Origin of the sequence: Bradyrhizobium sp. CIAT3101 (genome assembly GCF_029714945.1) — a bacterium.
In the GTDB taxonomy this organism is placed as follows: Bacteria; Pseudomonadota; Alphaproteobacteria; order Rhizobiales; family Xanthobacteraceae; genus Bradyrhizobium.
The window spans coordinates 6,896,506-6,919,773 of the sequence record NZ_CP121634.1 but is presented as its reverse complement, the minus strand read 5'-3'; the positions used below and the strand labels follow the sequence as shown (position 1 = coordinate 6,919,773).

At 58.3% G+C, this 23,268-nt stretch carries 6 protein-coding genes; 3 read left to right on the top strand and 3 right to left on the bottom strand.

Annotation, left to right across the window (positions count from 1 at the left end; genetic code table 11):
• Positions 1-544: 544 nt before the first annotated feature.
• Both QA645_RS32230 and QA645_RS32225 read right to left on the bottom strand, forming a co-directional pair.
• The gene (locus tag QA645_RS32230; RefSeq protein WP_283045306.1) at positions 545-1,162 is read right to left on the bottom strand and encodes an NYN domain-containing protein; all 618 of its coding nucleotides are present in this window, start codon (positions 1,160-1,162) and stop codon (positions 545-547) included.
• Between the two features lie 821 nt (positions 1,163-1,983).
• Positions 1,984-2,232: a hypothetical protein gene (locus tag QA645_RS32225; RefSeq protein ID WP_283045305.1), complete on the bottom strand. Its 249-nt coding sequence runs from the start codon at positions 2,230-2,232 to the stop codon at positions 1,984-1,986.
• A 2,105-nt stretch (positions 2,233-4,337) separates the two neighbouring features.
• Here QA645_RS32225 and QA645_RS32220 point away from each other — a divergent pair.
• Positions 4,338-5,411, top strand: a complete 1,074-nt coding sequence (locus QA645_RS32220) for a hypothetical protein (protein ID WP_283045304.1) — start codon at positions 4,338-4,340, stop codon at positions 5,409-5,411.
• A gap of 25 nt (positions 5,412-5,436) precedes the next feature.
• Here the strand turns inward: QA645_RS32220 and QA645_RS32215 are convergent, their stop codons facing one another.
• The gene (locus QA645_RS32215; RefSeq protein ID WP_283045303.1) at positions 5,437-11,898 is read right to left on the bottom strand and encodes a type I polyketide synthase; all 6,462 of its coding nucleotides are present in this window, start codon (positions 11,896-11,898) and stop codon (positions 5,437-5,439) included.
• A 441-nt stretch (positions 11,899-12,339) separates the two neighbouring features.
• On the opposite strand from QA645_RS32215, the gene QA645_RS32210 reads away from it, so the two are divergent.
• A complete protein-coding gene (locus QA645_RS32210; RefSeq protein WP_283045302.1) occupies positions 12,340-17,904 on the top strand; it encodes a MupA/Atu3671 family FMN-dependent luciferase-like monooxygenase in 5,565 nt (1,854 codons plus the stop codon).
• Positions 17,905-18,333: 429 nt separating this feature from the next.
• The gene (locus QA645_RS32205; protein ID WP_283045301.1) at positions 18,334-20,970 is read left to right on the top strand and encodes an Ig-like domain-containing protein; all 2,637 of its coding nucleotides are present in this window, start codon (positions 18,334-18,336) and stop codon (positions 20,968-20,970) included.
• Positions 20,971-23,268: the final 2,298 nt, after the last annotated feature.

Below are 23,268 nucleotides of genomic sequence, written 5' to 3'. Positions count from 1 at the left end.
AGCTGCTTGCGGCTCCAACCTTGGAACCAAGGGCGGAGTATTCACTATCCCGCTAAGACTCATGGCATTAACGTTGAGCTGAGCGCACGGTCGCGTTGGCGGACCGTTGTGCTACACATGCCAGAGCGACAGGTGTCCGCCTCTCGCTATCTGCAACTCCCCGTCGGCCCGCAAGGTCGGCGGGTTCTTGTTTTGCAACAGAAGTCCTCGAAGCGTCTGCGTACGCTCTGCGAGATCGCAGGCTCTAACTTATTTTATCTACGATCAAGACTTCACCTTTCCCAACGCCGGATTGTCTCCTTGACGACGCTGCGAGAGTAAAGGCGGAACATTCTCTTCACGATCGCACTTCCTCGACGAACGCTTCCCAAAGGCTGTTGCCGTGACCAGCCGATCGAGCTCGCTGGGAACGCCAGCGTGCCACCACAATGCGATGGCGAAGCGCATAGAATGTTTTCCGGAGCTGCGGCGTGATCGTGGATGACGATGCTTCGATTGAGACCAGTGTATCCGAACTCGCTGACTGGGCGTCCGTCTCAACAGTCTAGCCTGGAGGGTCGTTTCCCTTCGGCTCGTGCATGAATTTCGGCGCAGGTCCTCGCGCTTCACGATTTCGCGGGGCGGGGCGTTCGGACGGGTCGCGGCCAAGCTTGGACTGCAACTCGACGAGGTCGGTGAAGACGTCGGCCTGGCGGCGCAACTCGTCGGCGATCATCGGCGGCTGGCTGGCGATGGTGGAGACCACGGTCACCCGCACGCCGCGGCGCTGCACAGCTTCGACCAGCGAGCGGAAGTCGCCGTCGCCCGAGAACAGCACCATCTGGTCGATGTGCTCGGCGACCTCCATGGCATCGACCGCGAGCTCGATGTCCATGTTGCCCTTGACCTTGCGGCGGCCGGAGGCGTCGATGAATTCCTTGGTCGCCTTGGTGACGACGGCGTAGCCGTTGTAGTCGAGCCAGTCGGTCAGGGGACGGATCGAGGAATACTCCTGATCCTCGATGATCGCTGTGTAGTAGAACGCCCGCAGCAGCGTGCCGCGGCTCTGAAATTCCTTCAGAAGGCGCTTGTAATCGATGTCGAAGCCTAGAGTTTTCGCCGTTGCGTAAAGATTGGCCCCGTCGATGAAGAGCGCGATCTTGTTGGTAGGGTAAGGTGACATTCAGTGCGGTCCTTAGGAGCGGACGTAGTGGCGAAGGCCACCGAGTCGACGACGCAAAGTAATTTGGTACGCAATCAATTTTTTGTAACGGTCTACGTGGTCGCTTTCGCGTAAAGGTTCAACTCTCAATGAAATTATGTCGCAAAATAACATGCTCGTGGAACCTTGCCCGCCGCCACAAGTTGTCAGGGTAAATTTGTCACATATTTTGCTTATTTTAAATAAGCTTATTTCCAGATGCGGGGCATGTCATGACCGCCGACGAGTTTGCTCGTTTTGATTGCGTGGTAATTAAGCGAGGCCGCGTTTGGCGGTGGGCCGTCTCAGACCAAGCGGGAGATTTTATAATGGTCGGCACTGGGCATAGCCGGCTTGAGGCAAATTACAGGTCCACTAGGGCCATGTTCCAATTGCTGCTGACGGCTCCCTATCGCATTAGAACTTCTGCATATTGAATCGGAACGGGTCCGCAGGTTGCTCATTCGCAGCATTGGATCCTGATTACTCCCAATCCCGGCTACATACCTAGACGTAATACTTTGCCGGTAGCCGATTGACACCGCAGTCTCACGGTTCGCGTTGCCGCGCAATATTGGCAGAGTTGGCATCGGCCGCAGCGCAAATAGCTCCAGACGTGGAAGATGCTGCTTTGGCTCTCATCATTTCCACGTTGCTCACCCCGAAAGAGCGATGCGAATATCTATGCCACATCGACGACATGCCACTTGATGAATTCGCTAACAGATTTACTTGCCGAGCACACTGTTCGTCGGCGATGCCAGCGGAAATTGCGTCGACGATACAAATCAGCTTTTTCGAGTTTATGCGGCCTGCGAGGTCGACCTCGAGCGCCTTTCCAAGACCTCGATCGTTGATACGAGATTGTCTCGCCGCGCTCTGAGATTTAGCGCGAGCAGTGAGTACGTCGGTTGGCGCGCATCAAAGACGCCGGCCCGGGCCTCTTCCTCAAGGATGTCGGAGTTCATAAGATCAACGCGCCACCATAGATCCGCAATCAGCGCGCTGAGCTGTAGTTCTCCGGTGATGCCGGATCGGGACACTTCTTGCATCGTTGCCTCAACTTGAAACAGCCCTTCGACCTTGGGGCGTTGTGTTGAGCCATGGAGCAAAGAGAGTGCCAGTCCATTTGGGACCGGGCATTAACCCTCGGTCGGGACATCAAGCTTAATTTCGGAGTTTGGTGGGCGCCAATTGGGTCTCAGAGTAGATTGGCATCACCTGATAATCTTCCTCCGACACCCTTAGTCCGAGTTTACCCAAGACGGAACCGGCGCACCAACATACTTGGGATGTCAGCTTGTTTTTTCGGACCCAATATTCAGTTTGTCGCGGTCGGAAACCATCGGTCTTTTGGGACGTATTTTTCCAACAGGCAGAAAATCGCTTCCGGGCTCAGTGCCAATGAACCTCCGCCGCCGCATCAAGACCAACAAAACACAGACTCGCGGGGACAAGATGAGTGCGGATGTAGCAAACGTGGCACAACCGAGCGGAAACCGCCTCCGGACTGTCCGCGTGATCTGGGCCATCTCATGCGGAGTAGCAATGCTTGGATGGATAAGCGCGCTCGCATGGGTGTCCTGGAAGATGCTGGGCTGGCTCGCAAATTTGGGGTAAGGCCGTTCAAAAGCAAACCTGCGCCAGCTTTATTGCCGCGCAAATTATCATTCCCCAAAGCGCTAGGTTGATTTGTATTGTTTTGACCATGGACCACCTGTGGCGGGACCGCCTGCTTTTGCTGGCTTCAAGGTTGCCATCACAATGTCAATGATTCGATAAAGTTCCGTCATTAAGCAGGTTTGTGCGGTGCACGCACAAGCGGTCGAGCAAAATTTTTCTCGCGCCTCGGCGGTATTCTAGCGGGCGGCGTTTTTAATCCCTGAAAACGTTGGAAGCAGGCGACGAGGCCCTTCCGCGGTCGAGTTACCCAATGCAATTCGTCGCATTCAGTCGTGCCAAGATATTGGTGTCGGCGGCGATGTGTCTCTATTCTTAAGGCCATAATATCGGCGAATCGCGCTTTTTTTGGTCGGTCCAGTCCCTCTCGCCGTTTCAGATGCACAGCGTCCAACACGGTCGTATAGCAAATCATCGGATATCCCAAGGCGGTGTTGAAAGGCGTCGGTAAGCAGTTCGCCAACGATTGACTGGCAATGAGATCCCCAAAGTACCGTTTGTCGGGCATCGTTTGGAGATAAGGCGGTGTTAGGGGCGGAACCTTGCTTCGATTGCCTTCGCCTCGAGCGTGCGGCGCTGGCTTCCGAATCGTTGCCGCCCGGCACGGGCAGCTGCCTGTTCTAGGGCGGCAACTCGAGGGGGGAACTGAGGGCGGCCCATGGTGCGAATTCCGTCTGCCGTGCGCCCCGGATAATTGCGACTCCTTCACAGGGGACACCGCCGCCAATCCTCACGCTGCTTCAGTCCGATGCGCTACTTGCTTTCGGGAGGGGCGATTGGCAGCGTACCAGTGACGCACCCTCGATGGGTTGGGCGGTAACCGGGCGTCAAGCGATTTCGGCGTAGCGTCTTCCATCGCGGATTGGTGACGAGTACCGCGGTACGCATGGGCATTGAGGACCCGCTGGCTGCCGAGCCAGCGGGTTTTTTTGGGGGGCGTTAGCTGCTTGCAGAATAGGCTCCCCGGCGTGAATGACAGGAGTTAGGGGGCACCGGCAGTCGGTCGGCTGTAATCTGCAGTCCAAATGAGATCGCCGATGGCTCGCAAAGTTGGTGGGCGTTTCTTGAGGCCAGGAGGCCTTGCCTTAACCAATTCGTAACAAGGCGTGCTCGGGCGCTCTGGCCAATTCCGAGCCCCAGAAGTCTGGTTTGGATCAGGATTGTCCTGCGGTACTGCCCGGTCGTGACAGAATTAGACGACCCTCAATACTTGCGCTCGATATCAGCGCGCGTCGCGCAGACCGCTTCAGTTGGCGGCTTCCAGCAGTCGGCGGGGATCAAGCCGCCGACCATATCGTGTCGTCATACTCAAACCACGATGAGCGCAACGGGATACGATCAAATTGATACCGCTCGAAAAATGTCACATTTGAAGCGCGTACGCAAAACTGCTGCATTTGTTGTATCTTGGGATCAGGAGTTACATCGCAGAGATATGGCTTGCAGTGATTGCGGCGGCGGCGAGGGAGTTATTGCGATGAGCGAGCAAACGCGTGATGCTGCCGGCATGTCGTCGTGGCCTCGTAGGAATCACGTCCGCGCCTTCTACTCGGGTCATAGTCTCACCGAGGGAATTCCGGAGATCGCAGCGCAGATTGCAGGCTCGCTTGGTAGTCAACTCGATTTCGAGACGCAGGTCTTAAGTTACTCGCTTCTGCGCCAGCGCACTAAAGGAGAGGTGGCTTCGGCTTCCGATTGGCCGGGCTATCGTTCCGGTCAGAACCGCGAAGGCGCCGGTCTGGACGTCGCCGAGGAGTTACGCCAACCCCGACGACTGGCGCCCGGCGACATCTATGACGTCCTTGTCGTCACCGAGCGACACGACCTACCTGCCATCGCGCGCAAAGAGCGCACAGCGTTCTATCTGATCGAGATGGCAAAACACCTTATGGCAGGCAATCCCGACGCGGAGGTATTTCTCTATCAATCCTGGCTTCCCGTGAATCTCGAGGCGCCCCGACGCTGGATCGACTACGAGCGGGCGGTCTTGCCGATGTGGGAATGCATCGCCAGTCGATCGAACCTCGAGCTGCCGCCGCTTGGCAATATGCCGCGCGTTCGCATCCTACCCGGGGGAAGTGCGCTCGCCGAGCTAGCTGCGGCGCTGTGGGAAGGCAGCGTGCCCGGCGTTGCGAGCGTTTCCCCGGCTGAGCGCGTGGGCCTGCTGTTTTCTGACAACGTGCATATGAGCGAATTCGGTCGCTACTTCGTCGCGCTGGTGAACTATGCGGTCCTCTTTGGTGGCTGTCCTGAGGGCGCAGCAATCTCTGAGGGAATATCGCCGGTGACAGGACGGCATCTGCAAACGTTGGCAGGGCAATTTGCTTTCTCATACGGTCGGCGGGCGGATGCCGTCGTGGGTCGAGATATGGCGGCTTGCCGGGAGTTGATGCAGAAGGGCGTCTGCCCGGCCTATGTAGCCTTGCGGCACGGCGACAGTGCGCCGATTCCTGGCGCAATTAAGCGCCTGGTCAAAACCTATTCCTGCTGCCGGGACTACGCTAATGCGTATGATCGTGATAATCCGTTTGCTTCGCTAGAAAAACGATGAAGATTTGGGGTGAGCCGCCAACAGGTCAGACGCTCGAGCGCTCGCTCCGTAGAGACTGTTCAGTCTTCCGCGATCCAGCCTCGTCGAGAGCTGCGTTCAATGGACCCATCAAAACCTTAGCGTTGGCTCCGAGCAGCAGCGTGTCATGATTGCCGGGAATCATGATTGTCTTTAATCCGTCCATGATCACGCTATCCCACCCATAGCACGGCCCTCCGCCACCATAGATGTAAGGAACAGTTTTTGCCCGAAAGAGAATCGCTTTTCCCTGCCACGGCTGGGGCCGATAGCATGCGGCCGCTTGGCCAAAATTGTCAGTAAGCTGGCGATCCCGCAGCGCATGCGGCACGGTTTTGTTTCCACGAACATACATTCTGATTTGCAGCCGCTCGCGCGCCACATCAGCGCGCTCGCTCCTTTTGCGGATGATCTCTTTGATGTACTCGAGGCCTTCGTTGCGCAAACGGAGGAACATTTGGTCCGGTGAAACTTTGCGGATCGGCATCTGAGGGTGGAACGTGTCGAAGAACACCAGGATTGGGACCTGTTCACCCTGAGCGGTCAGTTGCTGTGCCATCTCGAAAGCCACGACACCGCCACCAGAATAGCCAGCCAGCAAATAGGGGCCGTGTGGCCTCAACGTGCGGATCTCCTCAATATAGGCCCGGGCCATATCCTCGATCGATGTATGCAAGCTGCTCGTGCCGTCTACACCACGGGCCTGCAGTGCGTAGAAAGGCTGATCATGGTGCAGTCCCCAGGAGAGATCTCGAAAGTTAAGGACGTTACCTCCAGCGCCATGTACACAAAACAATGGCGGCCGATCGCCGCCGCGCGCGATCTCGACCAACGATCGCGGCGCGATTGGAGGCTTCGTGGAGGAGATATCCGCTGCGAGCCGGACTTCGTGGGCCTCATGCTCTATGGTTGCCAATGCGCCATGTGACGAAGGCAGATTCTGAGCGTCCACCTCTGGGAGCGCTCCGGTACCAACCGCCGAAGGATCGATCGCGGCCAAGCCCTTGGCCTCTCGCAATAGTACCGCGGTGGCAGCAATGGTCGGCGCCTGAAATAACACAGAAAGCGGCAGTTCGACTCCATGCTCTTTGCGGATCCGGTTGAAGAGCCGCATCGCGATGAGCGACTGCCCGCCCAGTTCGAAGAAGTCATCGTCAATCGAGACCCGATGAATGCCGAGCATCTCCTGCCAGATAGCGGCCAGATCACGCTCGGTTGCATCTCGGGGGGCTTTGAGGTCGGCATTTCCCCCAGGGCGAACGAGGCCTGGCTGTCCAATGGACCAATTGACCTCCTCCGCCGGTGTCCCGCGACCGCCATGGTCCAGCCGCTCCAGCCAGAGGTCGAGGTCGAGGGTAGAGGCCACGATTTGCGGCGAAACATCGTAGGCAAGAATTCGATCCAGCGCTTCAAGACCTTCCGCAGTGGTCATGCCCTCGCGCAGGAAGCTTTCTTCGGCCGTCTCGAGACTATCTGGCCGCACTGAAGTGCGCGAAGCCAAAGTGGTAGCAAACGCCTCGACCCGACGCATGACGAACCGTTCGATCGAGACCAGCTCATTGCCTTCATCGTCGAGCAGCGTAACATCGAAAACTGCGCTTTTGCCGTCCGCAGCCTTCAGGCGCACGTGACTGGAGAACGTCGCCGGTACCGGTCGCCTTACCAGCACGCGGCCGAAAAAGAATGGAACATAGAAATCGCTATGGCCTGAAAACCCCGGAATTAGCTGCTGAGCCGCACCAGTCGCCATGTCGAGCAACGCCGGGTGCAGCGAATAGGTTGCGAGATCGGAGGCGAAGGTAGTTGGCAGCGCGAGATCGATTAGCGCTTCGCCATCGCCGAGATTGATCGCCCGGAGGTTGGCCCAACGCGGGCCAAAATCCATGAAATTCTGGACCAGTCGCCCGTTTATCACCTCGCCACGCCCGCGGCAGCGTCCGCGAATGGCTGACACAGACCGTCTCGAAACGGTTGGAAGATCGACATAAGTGGCGCGCGCCGTGACGTAGGGCTGCTCGCTGGAATCACCGTAGATCACGAGGCTATGGTCGCCTTCGCGATTCAACTTAATATTGATCGCGCGGGCTTCGTTAGGCCCAACGACAAACGGCTGGAGGAAGGTAAGGTCTCGAATGTCGATTGGCCGGTCTTCGGCCCGGTACGCAAGCGCCGCGCGAGCAAGCTCCAGAAAGCCCGTGCCTGGAATGACTGCTTGGCCTTCCTTAACGACGTGCTCGCCCAACGGCCAATGTGTTTTGGGATGTAGCAGCGATCGAAACACGGTCTCCTTGATACTGTCGCGCACACAATTGCCAAGTAGAGAGCTGGCGCTGGTGAAATCGCCAACAGCCGTGCCGTGGTGCGCGTGGACCAAGGTCGCGAGCATGCCCACCTCTTTCCAAGCATTCCAATTGATGCTTACGATACGCGTCCGGCTGCCCCGCGCTGTGCGAGCCTTGGCCATCGCGTCCAGAACAGCATTGGCAGCAGTATAGTCGGCCTGTCCAGCCAACCCAAGGATCGAGCTGACCGATGAGAAATTGATTAGGACATCCAGCTCGCCATCGCGGAACAACGATTGCAGGATTAGAGCACCCTTGGCCTTGACCGAAAGCACGGCTGATTGAGGCTCGGGCGCGCGAAGCGCGATCAGCTGATCTTTGAGCACGCCAGCGCAATGGAAAACACCGTTGATGCGGCCGAAGCGTCGCGTCGCGTCGGCCACCACATTGGCCATCGCGTCACGATCGGTGACGTCGGCGGCCGCGAGCATCACTTCGGCACCAAGCGCCCGCAATGCCCGCACCTTCTCGATTTTTCGAGACGTGTTATCGTCCGCGCCGCGATCCTGGAGCCATTGATCCCACGCAGATTCCGTCGGCATTTTCGTCCTGCCAACGCACACAAGGCGAGCTTTGGCGTGCAGCGCTAGATGCTGCATCAGTTCGAGACCTATGCCGCCCAGTCCGCCGGTGACGAGGTACACCCCACCGGGGCGCAGCCAGCTGCGCACCTCCGGTGCGGAATTTAGCACCAGTGGATCGAAACGCTGTACCCAGCGTCCACCGTCGCGCAGGATCACAAGTGGATCGCGTTTGCTGGCGTAGAGTTCGTCGATCAACCGATTTGCCAGAAGCGCTTCCTTGTCAGATCCGGCCTGTGGCATGACCACGTCGAGGACCGAACATGTCGCGCCTGGCATCTCGCGCGGCAACACGCGGCAGACGCCCATCAAATTCGACTTTTCGGGGTGTACCTCGCGTTCGCCGGGGAGCGCCTCGATCGCGGTACCGATCGCGGTAAGGCGGACCCGATCAACCTCAAATGTCAGGGCTTGCAACAGAAACAGAAGGCCGTAAAAATTTCGAACCGCTCCGTCGTCGAAAGCAGCAAGGTCGGCGTCACCCGACGAACCAAAGAATCTCCTCGGCCTCGGAGCGAGCGCCCAAAGGTGAACAATGTGCGCCGGCAGTGCGTCCTGTCTTCGAAGGCCCTCCATCAGTCTGGAGTAATCGGTAGCGCGAGCGGGATCGATCGTGAAACTCAGCGCGCCGTGCTCCGCAAATTGGGATCCGGCGGTGATCGTGGCAACCCGTGCGCCGGACGCACGCAAGCGTTTGACGATTGCGGTGGCCAATGGTGAATTATCGGTGATAACCAGCCAAGGCTTGCGAAGCTCTTCTTCAGAAAGCTTTTCGGAGGGCGCTGAACGCACGAATGTGGGAGCGGAGAACCATCGACCCACTTCAGGCCGGCGTGTAAGAGAGGTGGTCTGAGTGGCCTGCGCTCCCTTTTCGATCCAATATCGCTGCCTTTCGAAGGGATACGTCGGCAGCGGTAGGCGGCGCTGCGAATCCCGCGCAAAAAATTTGAAGGGATTGATCTCGATGCCGACAACCCAGAGTCGGCCAACCGCCTCCTTCAGGAAGGCGACGTCTGACGCCGCTTCGTTGGGATGGCGGAGCGAGGTAGTCACCACCGCGGCTTTGATGGGCTGCTGCCGGCAGAGGCTGGCAAGCGTGCGGCCGGGGCCTACTTCTAACAACGCTCGGCTGCCACTCCCCAGCACTGTCCGGGCGCCTTGGTCGAAGCGCACAGTGTTTCGAAGATGACGGACCCAGTAGCCAGAGTCCATCGCTTCGGCGTCGGTGATCCAGGTCCCGCTCAGATTGGACACGAAAGGTATTGTTGGCTTCTGAAACCGAATAGTTCGGCAGAAGTGTTCGAATTCCGACAGGATCGGCTCGAGCATCGATGAGTGTGCAGCGACGTTGATGTGGATGCGGGTATGGTCGATATGTTCCGCAGCAAGCTCGGCCTCGAGCCGCGCGATCGCATCTACCGGGCCCGACGCGACGCATAGCGAAGGCCCGTTCACGGCGGCAAGCGAAAGCTCGTCACCAAGCCGCGGCCGTACCTGCTCTTCGGATAGCGCGACCGACAGCATAGCGCCGCAGGGCAGCGTTTCAAATAATTTGCCGCGTAGCGCAACCAGCGACATCGCATCCGGCATTGTGAGTACGCCTGAAACACAAGCCGCGGCATACTCGCCGGCGCTGTGCCCGATCAAAGCGGTGGGAACCAGGCCCCACGATTGCAGAAGCGTCGCAAGAGCGTACTCAACCGCGAACAGTGCTGGAAGCGCCAAAGAGGGGGCCTCCAGCTGCTTGTCGGCCTCGGCCACGGTGCCGGGTGACGGGAAGATTAAACTGCGCAGATCGACAGTGAGGCGGGGTTGAACTACGGCAAGGCAGGCATCTATTGCTTCGCGGAAAACCGGTTCCTTCTGATAGAGCTCGGCGCCCATGCCGGCGTATTGCGCTCCGCCGCCTGGGAAAAGGAACACGGTCGAAGCATGTTCGCGCGCGGCCTTGCCAGTGACGACGCGCTGTGGATCGCAGGTGTCCAATTGAGCTGCCGCCGAGGCCGGATCGTAGGCCACCAACGAGCGGCGAGCCTCGAAGGCCTCGCGACCTGCCATCAGAGTGAATGCGACCTCATTAAGCGGCTGACTAGTACTCGTCCGCAGGTGGTTGGCCAAATTCCGTGTCGCCTCGTCGAGAGCTACGCTGGTTCGCGATGACAGCAGAATCAATTGCGGTCCCATGTCCCGACGACTTTGCGAGGACCGGGGCGGGGCCTCCTCCAGGATGAGGTGAGCGTTTGTGCCCCCGGCGCCAAGGCTCGTGACACCCGCGATCCGCTTCCTGCCGAAGGCCGCCGGCCATGGCCGCAAGCTTGCGTTGACGAAGAATGGTGAATCGGAAAAGCCGACCTGCGGATTTGGGGTCTGATAATGCAGCGTGGCCGGCAACTCACGATGCTCGAGCGCGCAAATCGTCTTGATCAGGCTGCACATGCCTGCTGCCTCACCGGCATGGCCGATGTTGGATTTGACCGAACCGATTGCGCATGACTGTCGTTGGGCGTCAGGCCCGAAAGCCTCAATTAGTGCCGCGATCTCGATGGGGTCGCCGATCAGCGTGCCGGTGCCGTGCGCCTCGATATAAGACACCTCTTCGGGCGTGATACCGGCGAGGTCTAGAGCCTCGGAAATGACCCGAGCTTGCCCGCTGACGCTGGGGGCGAGGTATCCGACCTTGTCGGAGCCATCATTGTTGATTGCCGAGCCGCGGATTACTGCACGGATACAGTCACCATCGCGCAGGGCGTCCGAAAGCCGCTTGAGAACGACACAGCCGACGGCAGATGCCATTACCGTACCGCCGGCCTGGGCATCGAATGGACGACAGTGTCCATCGGGAGAGAGAATTTCTCCTGGTCTGTATAAGTAGCCTCGCTGGTCGGGATAAATGGTGGATGCGCCAGCCAGCGCCACATCGCATTCGCCATTGAGCAGACTCTGGCAGGCGAGATGAACCGCAACGAGCGATGACGAGCAGGCCGTCTGCACATTCATGCTGGGGCCGACGAGGTCGAGTTCGTAAGATACGCGCGTTGCGAGGAAATTTGGATCGTTGCCCATGTGACGCAGCAGCCAAGCGCCGATCGAGCGCATGACCTCTTCATTGCTCGCGAGATTGTAAGTAAAATATTCGCTCGCACCTGACGCGGCAAAGACGGCAACGGGCCCGCCGATCTTTCCACTGACGTAGCCCGCATCCTCGAAGGCTTCGGATGAGCATTCAAGAAACAGGCGATGCTGCGGGTCGAACACTGCCGCGTCGCGGGGAGAGATGCCAAAAAATGCTGCATCAAACTGATCGATGCCATCCAAATAGCCGCACGCCTTGACATAGGACGCGTCGCGCAGCAATTCGGGGGACTCGCCGACGGCAAGTAGCTCCTGCTCGGTGAAGATACGAATGGTTTCACGACCTTCGCGGATGTTCTCCCAGAACGTCGCCACGCTGGGAGCGCCGGGAAAACGTCCGGCCATGCCGATAATTGCGATTGAAGACGCTTCGCGCTCGCTCTCGCCTGCACTTGACATCATTTGATCTTGCACTGGGCTCGCTCCAAGAGGCCAAAATCAGCGGCTGAGCACTGAGTAATCAAACTAGAGAATGCGAAGACGATCTAAGTTGACGACTGCTAGGCGACGGCGGCCGAGCCAACTGACGACATTTCGTCAAGATGCATTTTGATCAGGGCTCCGCTGGCTGCGGTGGGATTGCGATCGTTATCTAATGGTCTAAGGAAATTAGAAATTCCATCTTCGCGAAACAATAACAGTAATACAAATGCACTACTGACGCCCTTTTGCCATCAGCGTTAATGCCAATCGAAAACCCAGGCATTTTTTAATTGCATCTGACCATAGCGGATATAACAGTATTGTTGGCTCTGATTTAAAGTATGATTTTTGGTATTTGAGATAACTAAGTATTGAGGCCCTGCCGCTTAAATTTGCGCCTACGCGGTAGCCCGCGATGACGTTGGGAGTACCATGATTCAGGAAAGCTATCCTCTTTCGCCGCTCCAGCAAGGCATGCTGTTCCATTATCTCGAGGCGCGTACCCAAGGCGTGGATGTCGAGCAGCTTGAGATGCGGTTCAACGAGCCGATCGACACCAAATCCCTTTCCGATGCGTGGGCTGTGGTCGCGAACCGGCACCCCACTTTGCGCACCCGGTTTCGATGGGAAGGCCTGGAAATTCCGCTACAGGAGGTTGTGGACGAGGTCGCGGTGCCGTTCGAGACGCGGGACTTGGCGGGGATGACGCACGGGCAACAGGATGAGGCATTGAAGATATTCCTGGCCGCGGATAGATCTCGTGCCTTCGCCCTCGACGTGGCGCCGCTCTGGCGCGTGACGGTGCTGCATTTCGGCGCGGATTGCCACAGCCTCATTTTCACATATTCGCACGCCATTTTGGACTCCTGCTACGCCTTCGTCGTGAAGGAAGTGCTCGAAGTTTATGCAGCTATGGCATGCGGTGCGGAGCCGCTGTTCGAGCAGCGTCCGGCCTATCGCGAACACATCGCTTGGCTCCGACGGCACTTGGCAACGAATGCTCCCGCAGCCGAGGCATACTGGCGCAATATCCTGACCGGCTTCCGGACTCCAACCAATCTCGAGGCGTTGCGGATCGCCGCTTCGGATGCACGTCCCGCCGCAGGTCACGCCACTCTAAAATTTGCGTTATCTCCAGCCGACACGGGCAAGCTACATGATCTCTCCGCGCGAACCTCATTGCGCACGTCCGTCCTTGTGGAGGCGGCCTGGTCGCTGGTGCTTTCGGCGTTTTCCGCCCAGGAGGATGTCGTCTATGGACTGACTAGGGCCGGCAGGCGGTCGTCGATCGAAGGCGCAGATCGCGTTATCGGGCTGTTCATCAATACCGTGCCGATTCGGGTCAAATTACCCTCCGAATTGCCAGTGCTGGAATTGTGCCGCCAACTGGGCGAACAGCACGTGGAGTTGCGCCAGTTCGAACACACGCCGCTCGTCGACATCCTTCGCGTCAGCGAGGTGCCTCGCGGACAGTCGCTTTTTGACTCTATCGTCGTTTTCAATTCGCAAACCGATGATGCGCGACTGAAGTCTTTCGGTCAGGAATGGCAGCGTCGCGACTTCACGCTACACGACCAGACCAATTTCCCGTTCAATGTGATGGCCTATGACGGTCCTCAATTGACTTTCAAATTGTCATACGACGCGAACTGTTTTGCGCTGGCCGCCGTTGAGCGCATCGCCGATTTGTTGCAAGCGATCCTAATCGCGATTGCCGACCGGCCAAAGGCCAATCTCGGCGATCTGCCTCGGCTGCCTTCGCAGGACACCGGTTCGATATTTCAGATCTGGAACAACACTGAGAGACCGCTATCGGGACCGCACTGCGTGCATGAGGCCTTTGAAGCGCAGGTCGACCGTACACCTGATAAGGTGGCGCTGGTCGACGGCTCCCGTTCGCTCACCTACCGCGAACTTGATCGGCGCGCAAACCATGTCGCCCAAGCACTGATCGCTGACGGTGCGAAACCCGACCAGATGGTCGGAATTTACGTCGAGCGATCGGCCGAAATGATGATCGGTTTGCTCGGTATCCTCAAGGCCGGTGCAGCCTATGTGCCGATGGATCCTTCATACCCCGATGAGCGGATCGCGCTCATGCTCGAGGACTCCCGCGCTGGCGTGGTGGTTACCACGACCAATTTAGCTACCGCGCTGCCCCGGCACACACCGATTGTGTGCGTTGACGCGGAGGACGGCGAAGCGGATCGACCGCACGTGGCTCTTTCAGGTGAAAGCCTTGCCTATGTCATTTTCACGTCCGGCTCCACCGGTCGTCCGAAGGGGGTGATGCTCGAGCATCGAAACGTCGCCAACTTCTTCGAGGCCATGGATCAGGCATTGGGGACGGAGCCAGGCGTCTGGCTCGCGACCACCAGCATCTCGTTCGACATTTCTGTATTGGAATTGTTCTGGACGCTGGCGCGAGGTTTTAGGGTGATCATCCAGCATGAGCCCGAGCGGCTGGCGCGCGGAGCGGCGAGCAAAGCATTGAGCGCTAGACCGATCGATTTCAGCCTGTTCTACTTCGCCGCTGATGCGGCCGAAGTTAGCGGCGACAAATACCGCCTGTTGCTCGAAGGCGCGAAGTACGCTGATGAGCACGGCTTCTCTGCCGTATGGACGCCGGAGCGCCACTTCCATCCCTTCGGTGGCCTGTATCCGAATGCAGCGCTGACTAGCGCGGCAGTCGCAGCTGTCACCCGGCGCATAGGCATCCGGGCCGGCAGCGTGGTGCTGCCGCTGCACAACCCCATCCGCGTCGCGGAGGAATGGTCGGTCGTCGACAACCTGTCCAATGGCCGCGTCGGACTAAGCTTTGCATCCGGTTGGCACGCTCGTGACTTCGTGCTGCAGCCGGAGAACTACACGAACCGCCGCGAACTCATGGCCAGTGGCATCGAGACAGTGAAGGCGCTCTGGCGCGGCGAGGCGGTTAAGACCGTCGGCGGGGATGGCCAGCCGGTCGAAGTGAAGACTTTCCCGCTTCCGGTGCAGCGCGAACCTAAAATGTGGGTGACCGCGAGCTCACATCCCGACACGTTCGCGCTGGCCGGTCGGCTAGGCGCCAATGTGCTGACGAATCTGCTGGTGATGAAGTCAGAGGAGCTTGTCGCGAACATTGCAGTCTATCGCAAGGCTCGGATCGACGCGGGGTACGACGGGGCAGGAGTCGTTACGCTCATGCTGCACACATTTGTAGGCCCTGATGCGGAAACGGTCCGCAGCAAGGTGCGAGGCCCGTTCCTGGAATACCTCAAGACATCGACCGACCTCATCTCCAAAATGCGATGGGAGTTAACCGCATTCGCCAAGGGCGACGATCGGCAAGCATCCGCTGTGCAACAAATGAACCTCGCGGAGCTAGACGTCGAGGAACTCAACGTCATTATGGAGCACGCGTTCGAGCGATACTTCAACACCGCGGGCCTTTTTGGGTCGCCGAGCTCGTGCTTGGCGACGATCGATAAGCTGAAGCAGTTTGGCGTCGACGAGATCGCCTGCTTGATCGATTTCGGCGTTTCGGCCGACGATGTGCTGGCCAGCCTTCCCCATCTGGATGAATTGCGTCGCCTCGCCAATCTGCCTTTCACACAGATCCTAACAGAGCCCGATCAGGATATTGCCTCGCAGATTCGTCGTCATGGCGTTTCTCACCTCCAGGCCACACCGTCGCTGGCGAGCATGCTGGTGTCCGACGATGCTTCGCTCGATGCGCTGAGCTCGTTGCGCATGCTTCTCCTGGGTGGCGAGCCATTGCCGCAGACACTGGTCGAGCGGTTGAGGCAGCGCTATCAGGGCGCAATACTCAATATGTACGGCCCGACGGAGACGTGTATATGGTCAACGGTCAGTCCGGTGGAGAGGGCAGGCGACACCATCACGATCGGAAGACCAGTTGCGAATACCAGAGTGTATGTCGTCGATCGTGCGCTCCGATCGTTGCCCGTCGGCGTACCAGGCGAGATCGTGATTGGCGGCGCCGGTTTGGCCCGAGGCTACCTGGAACAACCGCAGCTAACCAAAGAGCGCTTCGTACCTGATCCTTTCAGCGATTCTGAGGCTCGTCTGTATCGAACTGGCGATCTTGGGCAGTGGTTGCCCGATGGCACGCTTGCGCACCTCGGACGTCTCGACCATCAGGTTAAGATCCGTGGTCACCGGATCGAACCGGGCGAGATCGAGGCAGCATTGAACCGTCATCCGTCAGTGCAACAGAGTGTGGTTGTGGCCAAACCAGATGCGACTGGCGTGCAGCAGCTCGTCGCTTACATCGTCGCGCCCACCAAGAGCAATGCTCCAACAATTGGTCACTGGGGAACCATCTGGGATGAGACCTATCAGAATGATGGTAACTCCGAGACTGCGGGGTGGAGGAGTAGTTATACCGGCGATTTAATTCCCGAAGCGCAAATGAGCGAATGGATCGCGTGCACAACCGAGAGAATACTGCAACTGCGGCCCCGCCGGGTACTTGAGGTCGGCTGTGGGACGGGCATGATCCTCTTCCGCGTGGCGCCGAACTGCGAACTTTATCACGGCATCGATCTGTCTGCTGCAGCCTTGGCACGAGTAAAGGCCGAAGCTGAGCGGCGCGGTCTGGTCGGTGTGGTATTGGAGCAGAGGGCCGCCGATACGCTGGCTGCCGTCGAGGGCGACTCCTTCGACACGATCGTCATCAACTCGGTCGCCCAGTACTTCCCGAGTGTGGCATATCTCATGGACGTGCTGGCGGTCGCGCTGAAAAAGTTGATTCCAGGTGGCTCGATCTTCGTTGGCGACGTGCGCCACCGCGCGCTGCTGGAGGTGATGCTCTGCGAGATCGAATTGCAGAAGGCGACCTCCGAGGTTTCGGCAGGCGAACTTCGGGCCCGCCTGCGCAAGCGGCTCGAAGAGGAGCCGGAACTAGTGTTGGATCCCCACCTATTCTTGTCGCTTCGACAGCGACTTCCTGACATCGAGGACGTGCGGGTCGAACTCAAGTGCGGCCGCGAGCCGAGCGAGATGACTCGCTTCCGCTATGATGTGGTGATCAGCAAGCGCGGCGGGATGCCCCGACGGCCGATGGCCGTGGACACCGAGAAGGCGACCGAGCCGTGTGGGCTAGAAAACTTGAGGACGATGGTGCGCTCCAGGATGACGCCGCTCCGCATTATCGGCATCCCCAACGCACGAGTCGCGGGGGCGCTCTCCGCGTTGCTCGAGTTGCAGACACGCTTTCCTTCCGATCGGCTGGGCGAGTTCACTGTAGTCCCGTCGTCGGGAGTTGATCCCGAGGACGTGCGTGGTCTCGACGCAAATTATGACGTGGCGATCGAGTGGTCTGCCGCTGGACCGGGATATTTCGATGCCATCTTCAGACCTTCACAGGTGACAGGGGCGGTCGAGGCGGCTGCGGACGTTGCGGTGACGGACGAGGCTCCCGCCATGGCTGACTTGTCCGCTTACGCCAATAATCCCGTGCTCCGGCTCGAATCAGGAACCAATTTCCTGGCCGTGCTGCGGCAGCATTTGCGAGGCACCTTACCGGAGTACATGATTCCTTCGGCATTCCTGCTGCTGGAAGCGCTACCGCTGACCCCCAATGGCAAACTAGACCGCCAGGCCTTACCTGAATCTGGTGGTTTGCGTCATGAGACCACGACGCCCTTCATTCCGCCGGCGACAGACGTGGAATGCAAGCTTGCAGCCATTTTCCAGGAACTGCTTGGCGTGATCGAGATCGGGGTGGATGACAACTTCTTCGAGATGGGCGCGAATTCCCTGATGATGGTACGAGTGGTCGAGAGGGTCCGTGCGGAGTTAGGACTGAAGATGTCTGTTGTTAGTGTGTTCCAGTATCCAACGCTAGGTAGCTTGGCTGCATCGATCGCCAGGTCCGGGAGCGATGCCGGTCACGTCGCGGGGCCGCCGGAGCAGAGCCGTGGCCAGCTTCGCAGAGACATGATGCAGCGCAGGCGCGAGACGCGGGGCAGCTCCAGGGCCATCCAGACTTGAACGTCATTGATGCGCCGTCAGCTGGCGCCGCGGTGATCAAAGCATTATCGTTGTGCGACGCGGGAGTACTACGAGCGATTAGTTAGGTTCGCCGAGGGCTACCCATCATCGCCTCGCCCTCGCTATCTATCGGCCCGAGCTACTCACCCCATCGGTGCCCAAGCATTACTCCCGGACCTCAGGCATCTTGGAGTGTGTCGGCGTGAAAGCCGATCGAGGAGAAAATGGCCGGCCGATTTATATTCATTATGGTCGGATGCCGCTCACAAGAGCGGCGGTTCCAATTGCACATCTCAGGCACAAATTAATCACAGCACCACCTTTATTGAATCAATTAGTGGTCCCGTAAGGTGATTATGACTGGGACACCGCCACGCTTGCCGTGAAAACGGCGCTTCACTTAATTAAATCTCAGAAAGAGAGCCGTCGATGACAACTCAAGCTCCGACCATTGCACAATTTTCGGCGGACAGCGGTGCGCGCGGTGATGGTGTCACTGATTCCAACGTTATTACGTTGTGGGGGCAAGCCGAGGCAAATACGACCGTAACGATTTATGATGGTACGACACGTTTGGGGACGGTTGTCACGAACAGCTCAGGTTCCTGGGCATTCACGACGCCAAAGCTCGCGGACAGCACCCACAGCCTCACGGCTACGGCGACTGATGCATCGGGCACCAGCGCGGCATCACCCGCCATGTCAATTAAGGTCGTGCCAAGCGTGACGAAATTCGTGTCCGGGACGGACAATTGGAGTAATCCGTCCACGATCGACGGCCAGGGTTGGTACAGCGAAAATGCTGGGCAACCGTGGAGCCTGACAACACCGGACTCTCACACAGTTCGAATGGAGTTGCGCGCTGGCGACTACTGGGCGGACGGAGGCAACAGCTCTCGTTCAGAGATCTTAGCTGCAAATTCGGTGGCCAATGGCGACGTCTTCAACGCCACCTACCAGATGACAATCGAGCCTGGCACCTCGAACGTGAATTCGGGTCTCTCCTGGCTCTCGCTCACTCAGATGTATGGCGCAAGCGGAGCCACATTCTCCATTCAGCTCAAGGGCGAGCAAATGGCGGTCGTGGTCAATCTCAACGAGGCGAGCGAAAAACAAGTATATCTTGATTCGAACCCAATCCAGCGCGGCCACGCCTACAGCATTCAAATCCAAGCGCGCTTTGCCTCGGATTCAACCGGCTATCTCGAGATGTGGCGAGATGGTGTCCAGATCGTCAACTATCACGGGGTGCTGGGAGACCCGGGAGCAAACTACAATCTGAAGCTCGGAATTTATCGGGGAGAGCCGACGGCTGCAAACTACACAATGGCGGCCGATTACAGCAATATCGTCACCTCGACCGACCCCACCTTCCCGACACCCCCCTTCGGCGGGACGGGCACCGGTCAGACGCCTGTGCCTCCAACATCTCCTACGATCAGTTCGTTCTCCAACGACAGCAATGTTGTCGGCGATGGAATCACGAACGACAATACTTTGGTGCTCAGTGGAATTGCCTCCGCAGGCAATACCGTCAAAGTCTATGACGGAACAACCTTGCTCGGTTCTGCAACGGCAAACAGCAACGGAAACTGGACTTTCACGACAGGCACGCTCGCAAACGGAAAGCATAGCTTCTCCGCGTCCGCGACCTCCGCGAGCGGCACCAGCGCTTTGTCGAAATCGCTTGCCGTCACTGTCGATACCGTCGCCCCGGCGGCTCCGGCGATCATTTCCTCCTCTCCCAAGGCTGGCCAGAGTTCGGTGTTGACGCTGACAGGCTCAGCCGAGGCAAACAGCAAGGTGAACGTTTACGATGGAAAGACCCTACTGGGATCGGTAACGGCAAACGGAAGTGGGGCGTGGAGTTTCACCACGACTGCTTTGTCAACCGGGACGCATCAGCTTACGGCGACGGCTTCGGACGCGGCCGGCAACAAGAGCGTGAGTTCGTCTGCCTTCAACGCGACCATCAAGGCGCCCTCGAGCGCGCCAACAGTAGTGTCAGTCTCGACATCCGGTGCCGGAATTTTGTCAGGGACTGGAAATCTTGCCGCCGGGAAGACAGTCACTCTAGCTCTCAAATTGAGCGAGGCTGTGACGGTCACGGGCGGTATTCCCACACTGAAGCTCAACGATGGCGGCACGGCAACCTACAGCGGCGGCTCCGGCACGAATGTATTGTCGTTTACCTATAAGACTGTGGCCGGCCAAAACACCTCTGACCTGACGGTGACAGGCGTCAATTTGGGCACGGCAACCGTGAAGGATAGCGCTGGCGGCACGACCAATCTTGCGGGTGCAGTCTCGAACCCTGCGGGCACGCTGCGGATCGATACGACGAATCCGATGGTGATGTCTGTTTCGGCGTCCGGTGCAGGAATAACGGCAGGCTCGGGCGTCGTTGGGGTTGGTGGGGTTGTCAACCTGACGCTCAAGTTGAGCGAAGCGGTCACCGTAACCGGCGGTACGCCTACGCTCAAGCTCAACGATGGCGGGACGGCGACTTACGTGTCGGGCTCGGGCAGCGACACGTTGATCTTCAAGTACACGGTCGCAGCTGGTCAAAGGACCAAGGATCTTGCCGTGACGGCGGTCAATTCAGGCACGGCAACGGTGCGTGACGGCGCGGGCAACGGCGCCAATCTTGCGGCCGCGATCTCAAACCCCGCAGGCTTGCTGCAGGTCAACACGACAGCCGCGGCAACAAATTCGCCAATTCCGATTGTAGGGAGTGGTGGAAGCCACACGCCGCATGACTGGCAGGGGCATTTTGCTGCCTTCGGCGACGGTGCCCGCACAACAGTCGGCTCGGCCGGTGCGGTTAGTCAAACTGCCAAAGCGCCGGATACATTTGTGGGCGATACGGCGAACGTGATGGGGGCCTCGCTGGATCACCGCCTAGCGCTGTTCGCGCAGCATATCGCGTCGGCTTTTCCGTCTTCGTCATTTGCTGAAACGAGTACATCGCCGATCAGTCAAGCTACATGGAAGGGTTCAGAGTTGCCGCACCTAGCGCAGCCCATCGCAAACCAGCAGCACGCTCCAATGACGGGATCAGTCTAAGCCGTTCGGTGGAGCATTGGCTTTCCCAACAAAGCTGCGACCGAGCGGCTCCAAGAGCATGCTGACGTCGGAGCGATTACCTTCCAATGAGGCAAGCCGATCATTTTCGCGGGGCCGGTTCGCTCGCTACAGCCGGATGTGGACCCGGCGTTACGCCGGTTCCTCGTCGCGTTAGGCGTCGAGGGCGAACCTTTATGAGCTTAAGTTTGCTATCCGACATCGCATCCGCGATACAGATCGACATATCTGTCGGCAACGATCGTATCGGCGAATAGAACCCCCATCGGGACCAAGCGCGCGCGATTGCGCAGGAATGCTGGGGTCGGCAACGAACCGCTGTATCGTCCGTGTGAGACGGGTCTTGTCTTTCTGTTCGACGATGAAGCCGTCACACCGCCATCAATTAAGTTCGTGTGCCGATCGCTGGGAGGTCGAGCATCATATCAGGCCGAGCGCCCGGTTGAGCTTCGCCCCGCTGGCAGATCAAAGGCCGCAGAGGGGCGCGACTACATTCACATAGTTGTCACGACTCATTCATGGCCTTGTCATGCGACGGAAGCCGGCGCACATCTCTCCGTCCGAATTCGGATCGCGATGACTCGTCAAGCTGGCAAGCCATTCATCTTCATTAAATTGTTGCGTCGGCTATTCCGGAAACAATAAAAAACGGCTAACGTGACGCTATTGCCGGGTTCAAAAGTTCTTTTCGTATTCCATTTGTGAGGGCGGACCAATGGATTCATTTAACGTCAGGCGCGAACGTATTTTCGCGGAACGCCAAAAACTGAACGACATCATGATGGAAGTCCAGAGGCTGCGCGGGCTAGTTGCGCTAGCAGAGGCCAAAGCATTAAGAAGACAACAATCGAAGATAGTGTCTACCAAGAAAAGCAATCTTAGGCCTATATTCGGAGCGAGCGCCGAACGGGGCGCCATTCTCGCGTAATCTCAGTTTAGGAGATTCCGATGAGTATGTGTCTGCCATATCTCGGTATTGCGATTTGTTTTACGGTGTCGGCTTGGCTGACATTTGCTTACATGTTTTAGAGCGCCCGGCCAAACGGTGTCGGCGCTCTACGAGGATATTCCTCTTTAGCTTGTGCTATCGCGAGTGCGGTTTCTTGCCCTTCGGGTCAAGTTCCGGACGTGGTGACGGTTCAAGCCAGCATGACGCCGATTCGGACGACCATCGTCGCTCGACCGCATTCCGCAACCAGCATTAGCATCTGCATTGCGGCCTGCCGTTTCGGCGCCGAACGCTTTCTCATCGGCGATACCGTGATGCCCTCGGCGGCATCCAGCAGCGTCTCCGGCGTTCGGTCGTTCGGCAGAACAACGGGCTCGTCAAACCTGCGCGACCAGGTCGTCACTTTGTTGGTCCGTTCGCAACCTAAATCAGCGATATGGGCTCCGTCGCCTTTGGTCAGCGTGTGCTGCTTTGAGGCCGTGCTGCGGACTGGCGCTCTGGCTCGGCAACTGCTTGCGGAGCAGGATGACTTCCTCCGTCAGCCGTCGAAGGTGCGTACGGACGGATGAGAGAGGTTTAGAGCCTACCTTGTTGGCGGGGGCTGTGAGGCTTGCGTTACTTTGCCTCGATACTAACGCGTGCGCGCCGTTGATGACGAGCGCCAAGCACATGCCGTGCAGTTTCGCGCCGGTTCCCTCGGTCTTAAGTTGGGTCGTTGCGCAAGACGCACCACGAAACCGGCAGGGCCTAAGTTTCCCCATCACTTTTTGCAACGACGCGAACCTCTGAGGGGCGTGAGGCATCTAGTTAAGACAGGAGGAAAGGATGCATTTCCTGAAGTTGCCTTTTTTCTCACGTTCTCCGCGGTTGTCGGAGGACGAAATAAAGAAAGCTATGGAAGATCTTCAGAAATTGCGCGTCGAGGTGGCGGTAATTGAGCTGGAGTCTGCGCTTCACCGTTCCAATGTGCGAGTGCTCCGCCCAAGAGATAATTATGGCTCCAGGCCTCATCCACTTCGACCATCCGCAGGTCCCAGAGATAAGTGAAGGTATCGGCACCCGTCGCGGCTGTAGGACGAAGACCGCAGCAGGTACTGCTGCGGTCCGCGCCGTGTCAAAAAACTGCCGGGTGAGAAAAGATCTAGGTGAAATATGCAGCCAGCCCCGGTGAAAGGATCGTAGCGGGCGCTTGAGCGTCTGCAATATGATTTGGATCACAAATCAAATTAGCAATTAATCTAAGCCATGTGCGGCCGAGGGAGAGCGCCGCTGGGGCTGGTTGGCTGGCGGGCTCTCCCGAGCACAAGCGGCACCGGCCCAAGATCCGCCAC

Coding starts and splice junctions, on each gene's coding strand:
- QA645_RS32230 (WP_283045306.1), bottom strand. CDS start 1,162: ATGTCACCTTACCCTACCAACAAGATCGCGCTCTTCATCGACGGGGCC.
- QA645_RS32225 (WP_283045305.1), bottom strand. CDS start 2,232: ATGCAAGAAGTGTCCCGATCCGGCATCACCGGAGAACTACAGCTCAGC.
- QA645_RS32220 (WP_283045304.1), top strand. CDS start 4,338: ATGAGCGAGCAAACGCGTGATGCTGCCGGCATGTCGTCGTGGCCTCGT.
- QA645_RS32210 (WP_283045302.1), top strand. CDS start 12,340: ATGATTCAGGAAAGCTATCCTCTTTCGCCGCTCCAGCAAGGCATGCTG.
- QA645_RS32205 (WP_283045301.1), top strand. CDS start 18,334: ATGACAACTCAAGCTCCGACCATTGCACAATTTTCGGCGGACAGCGGT.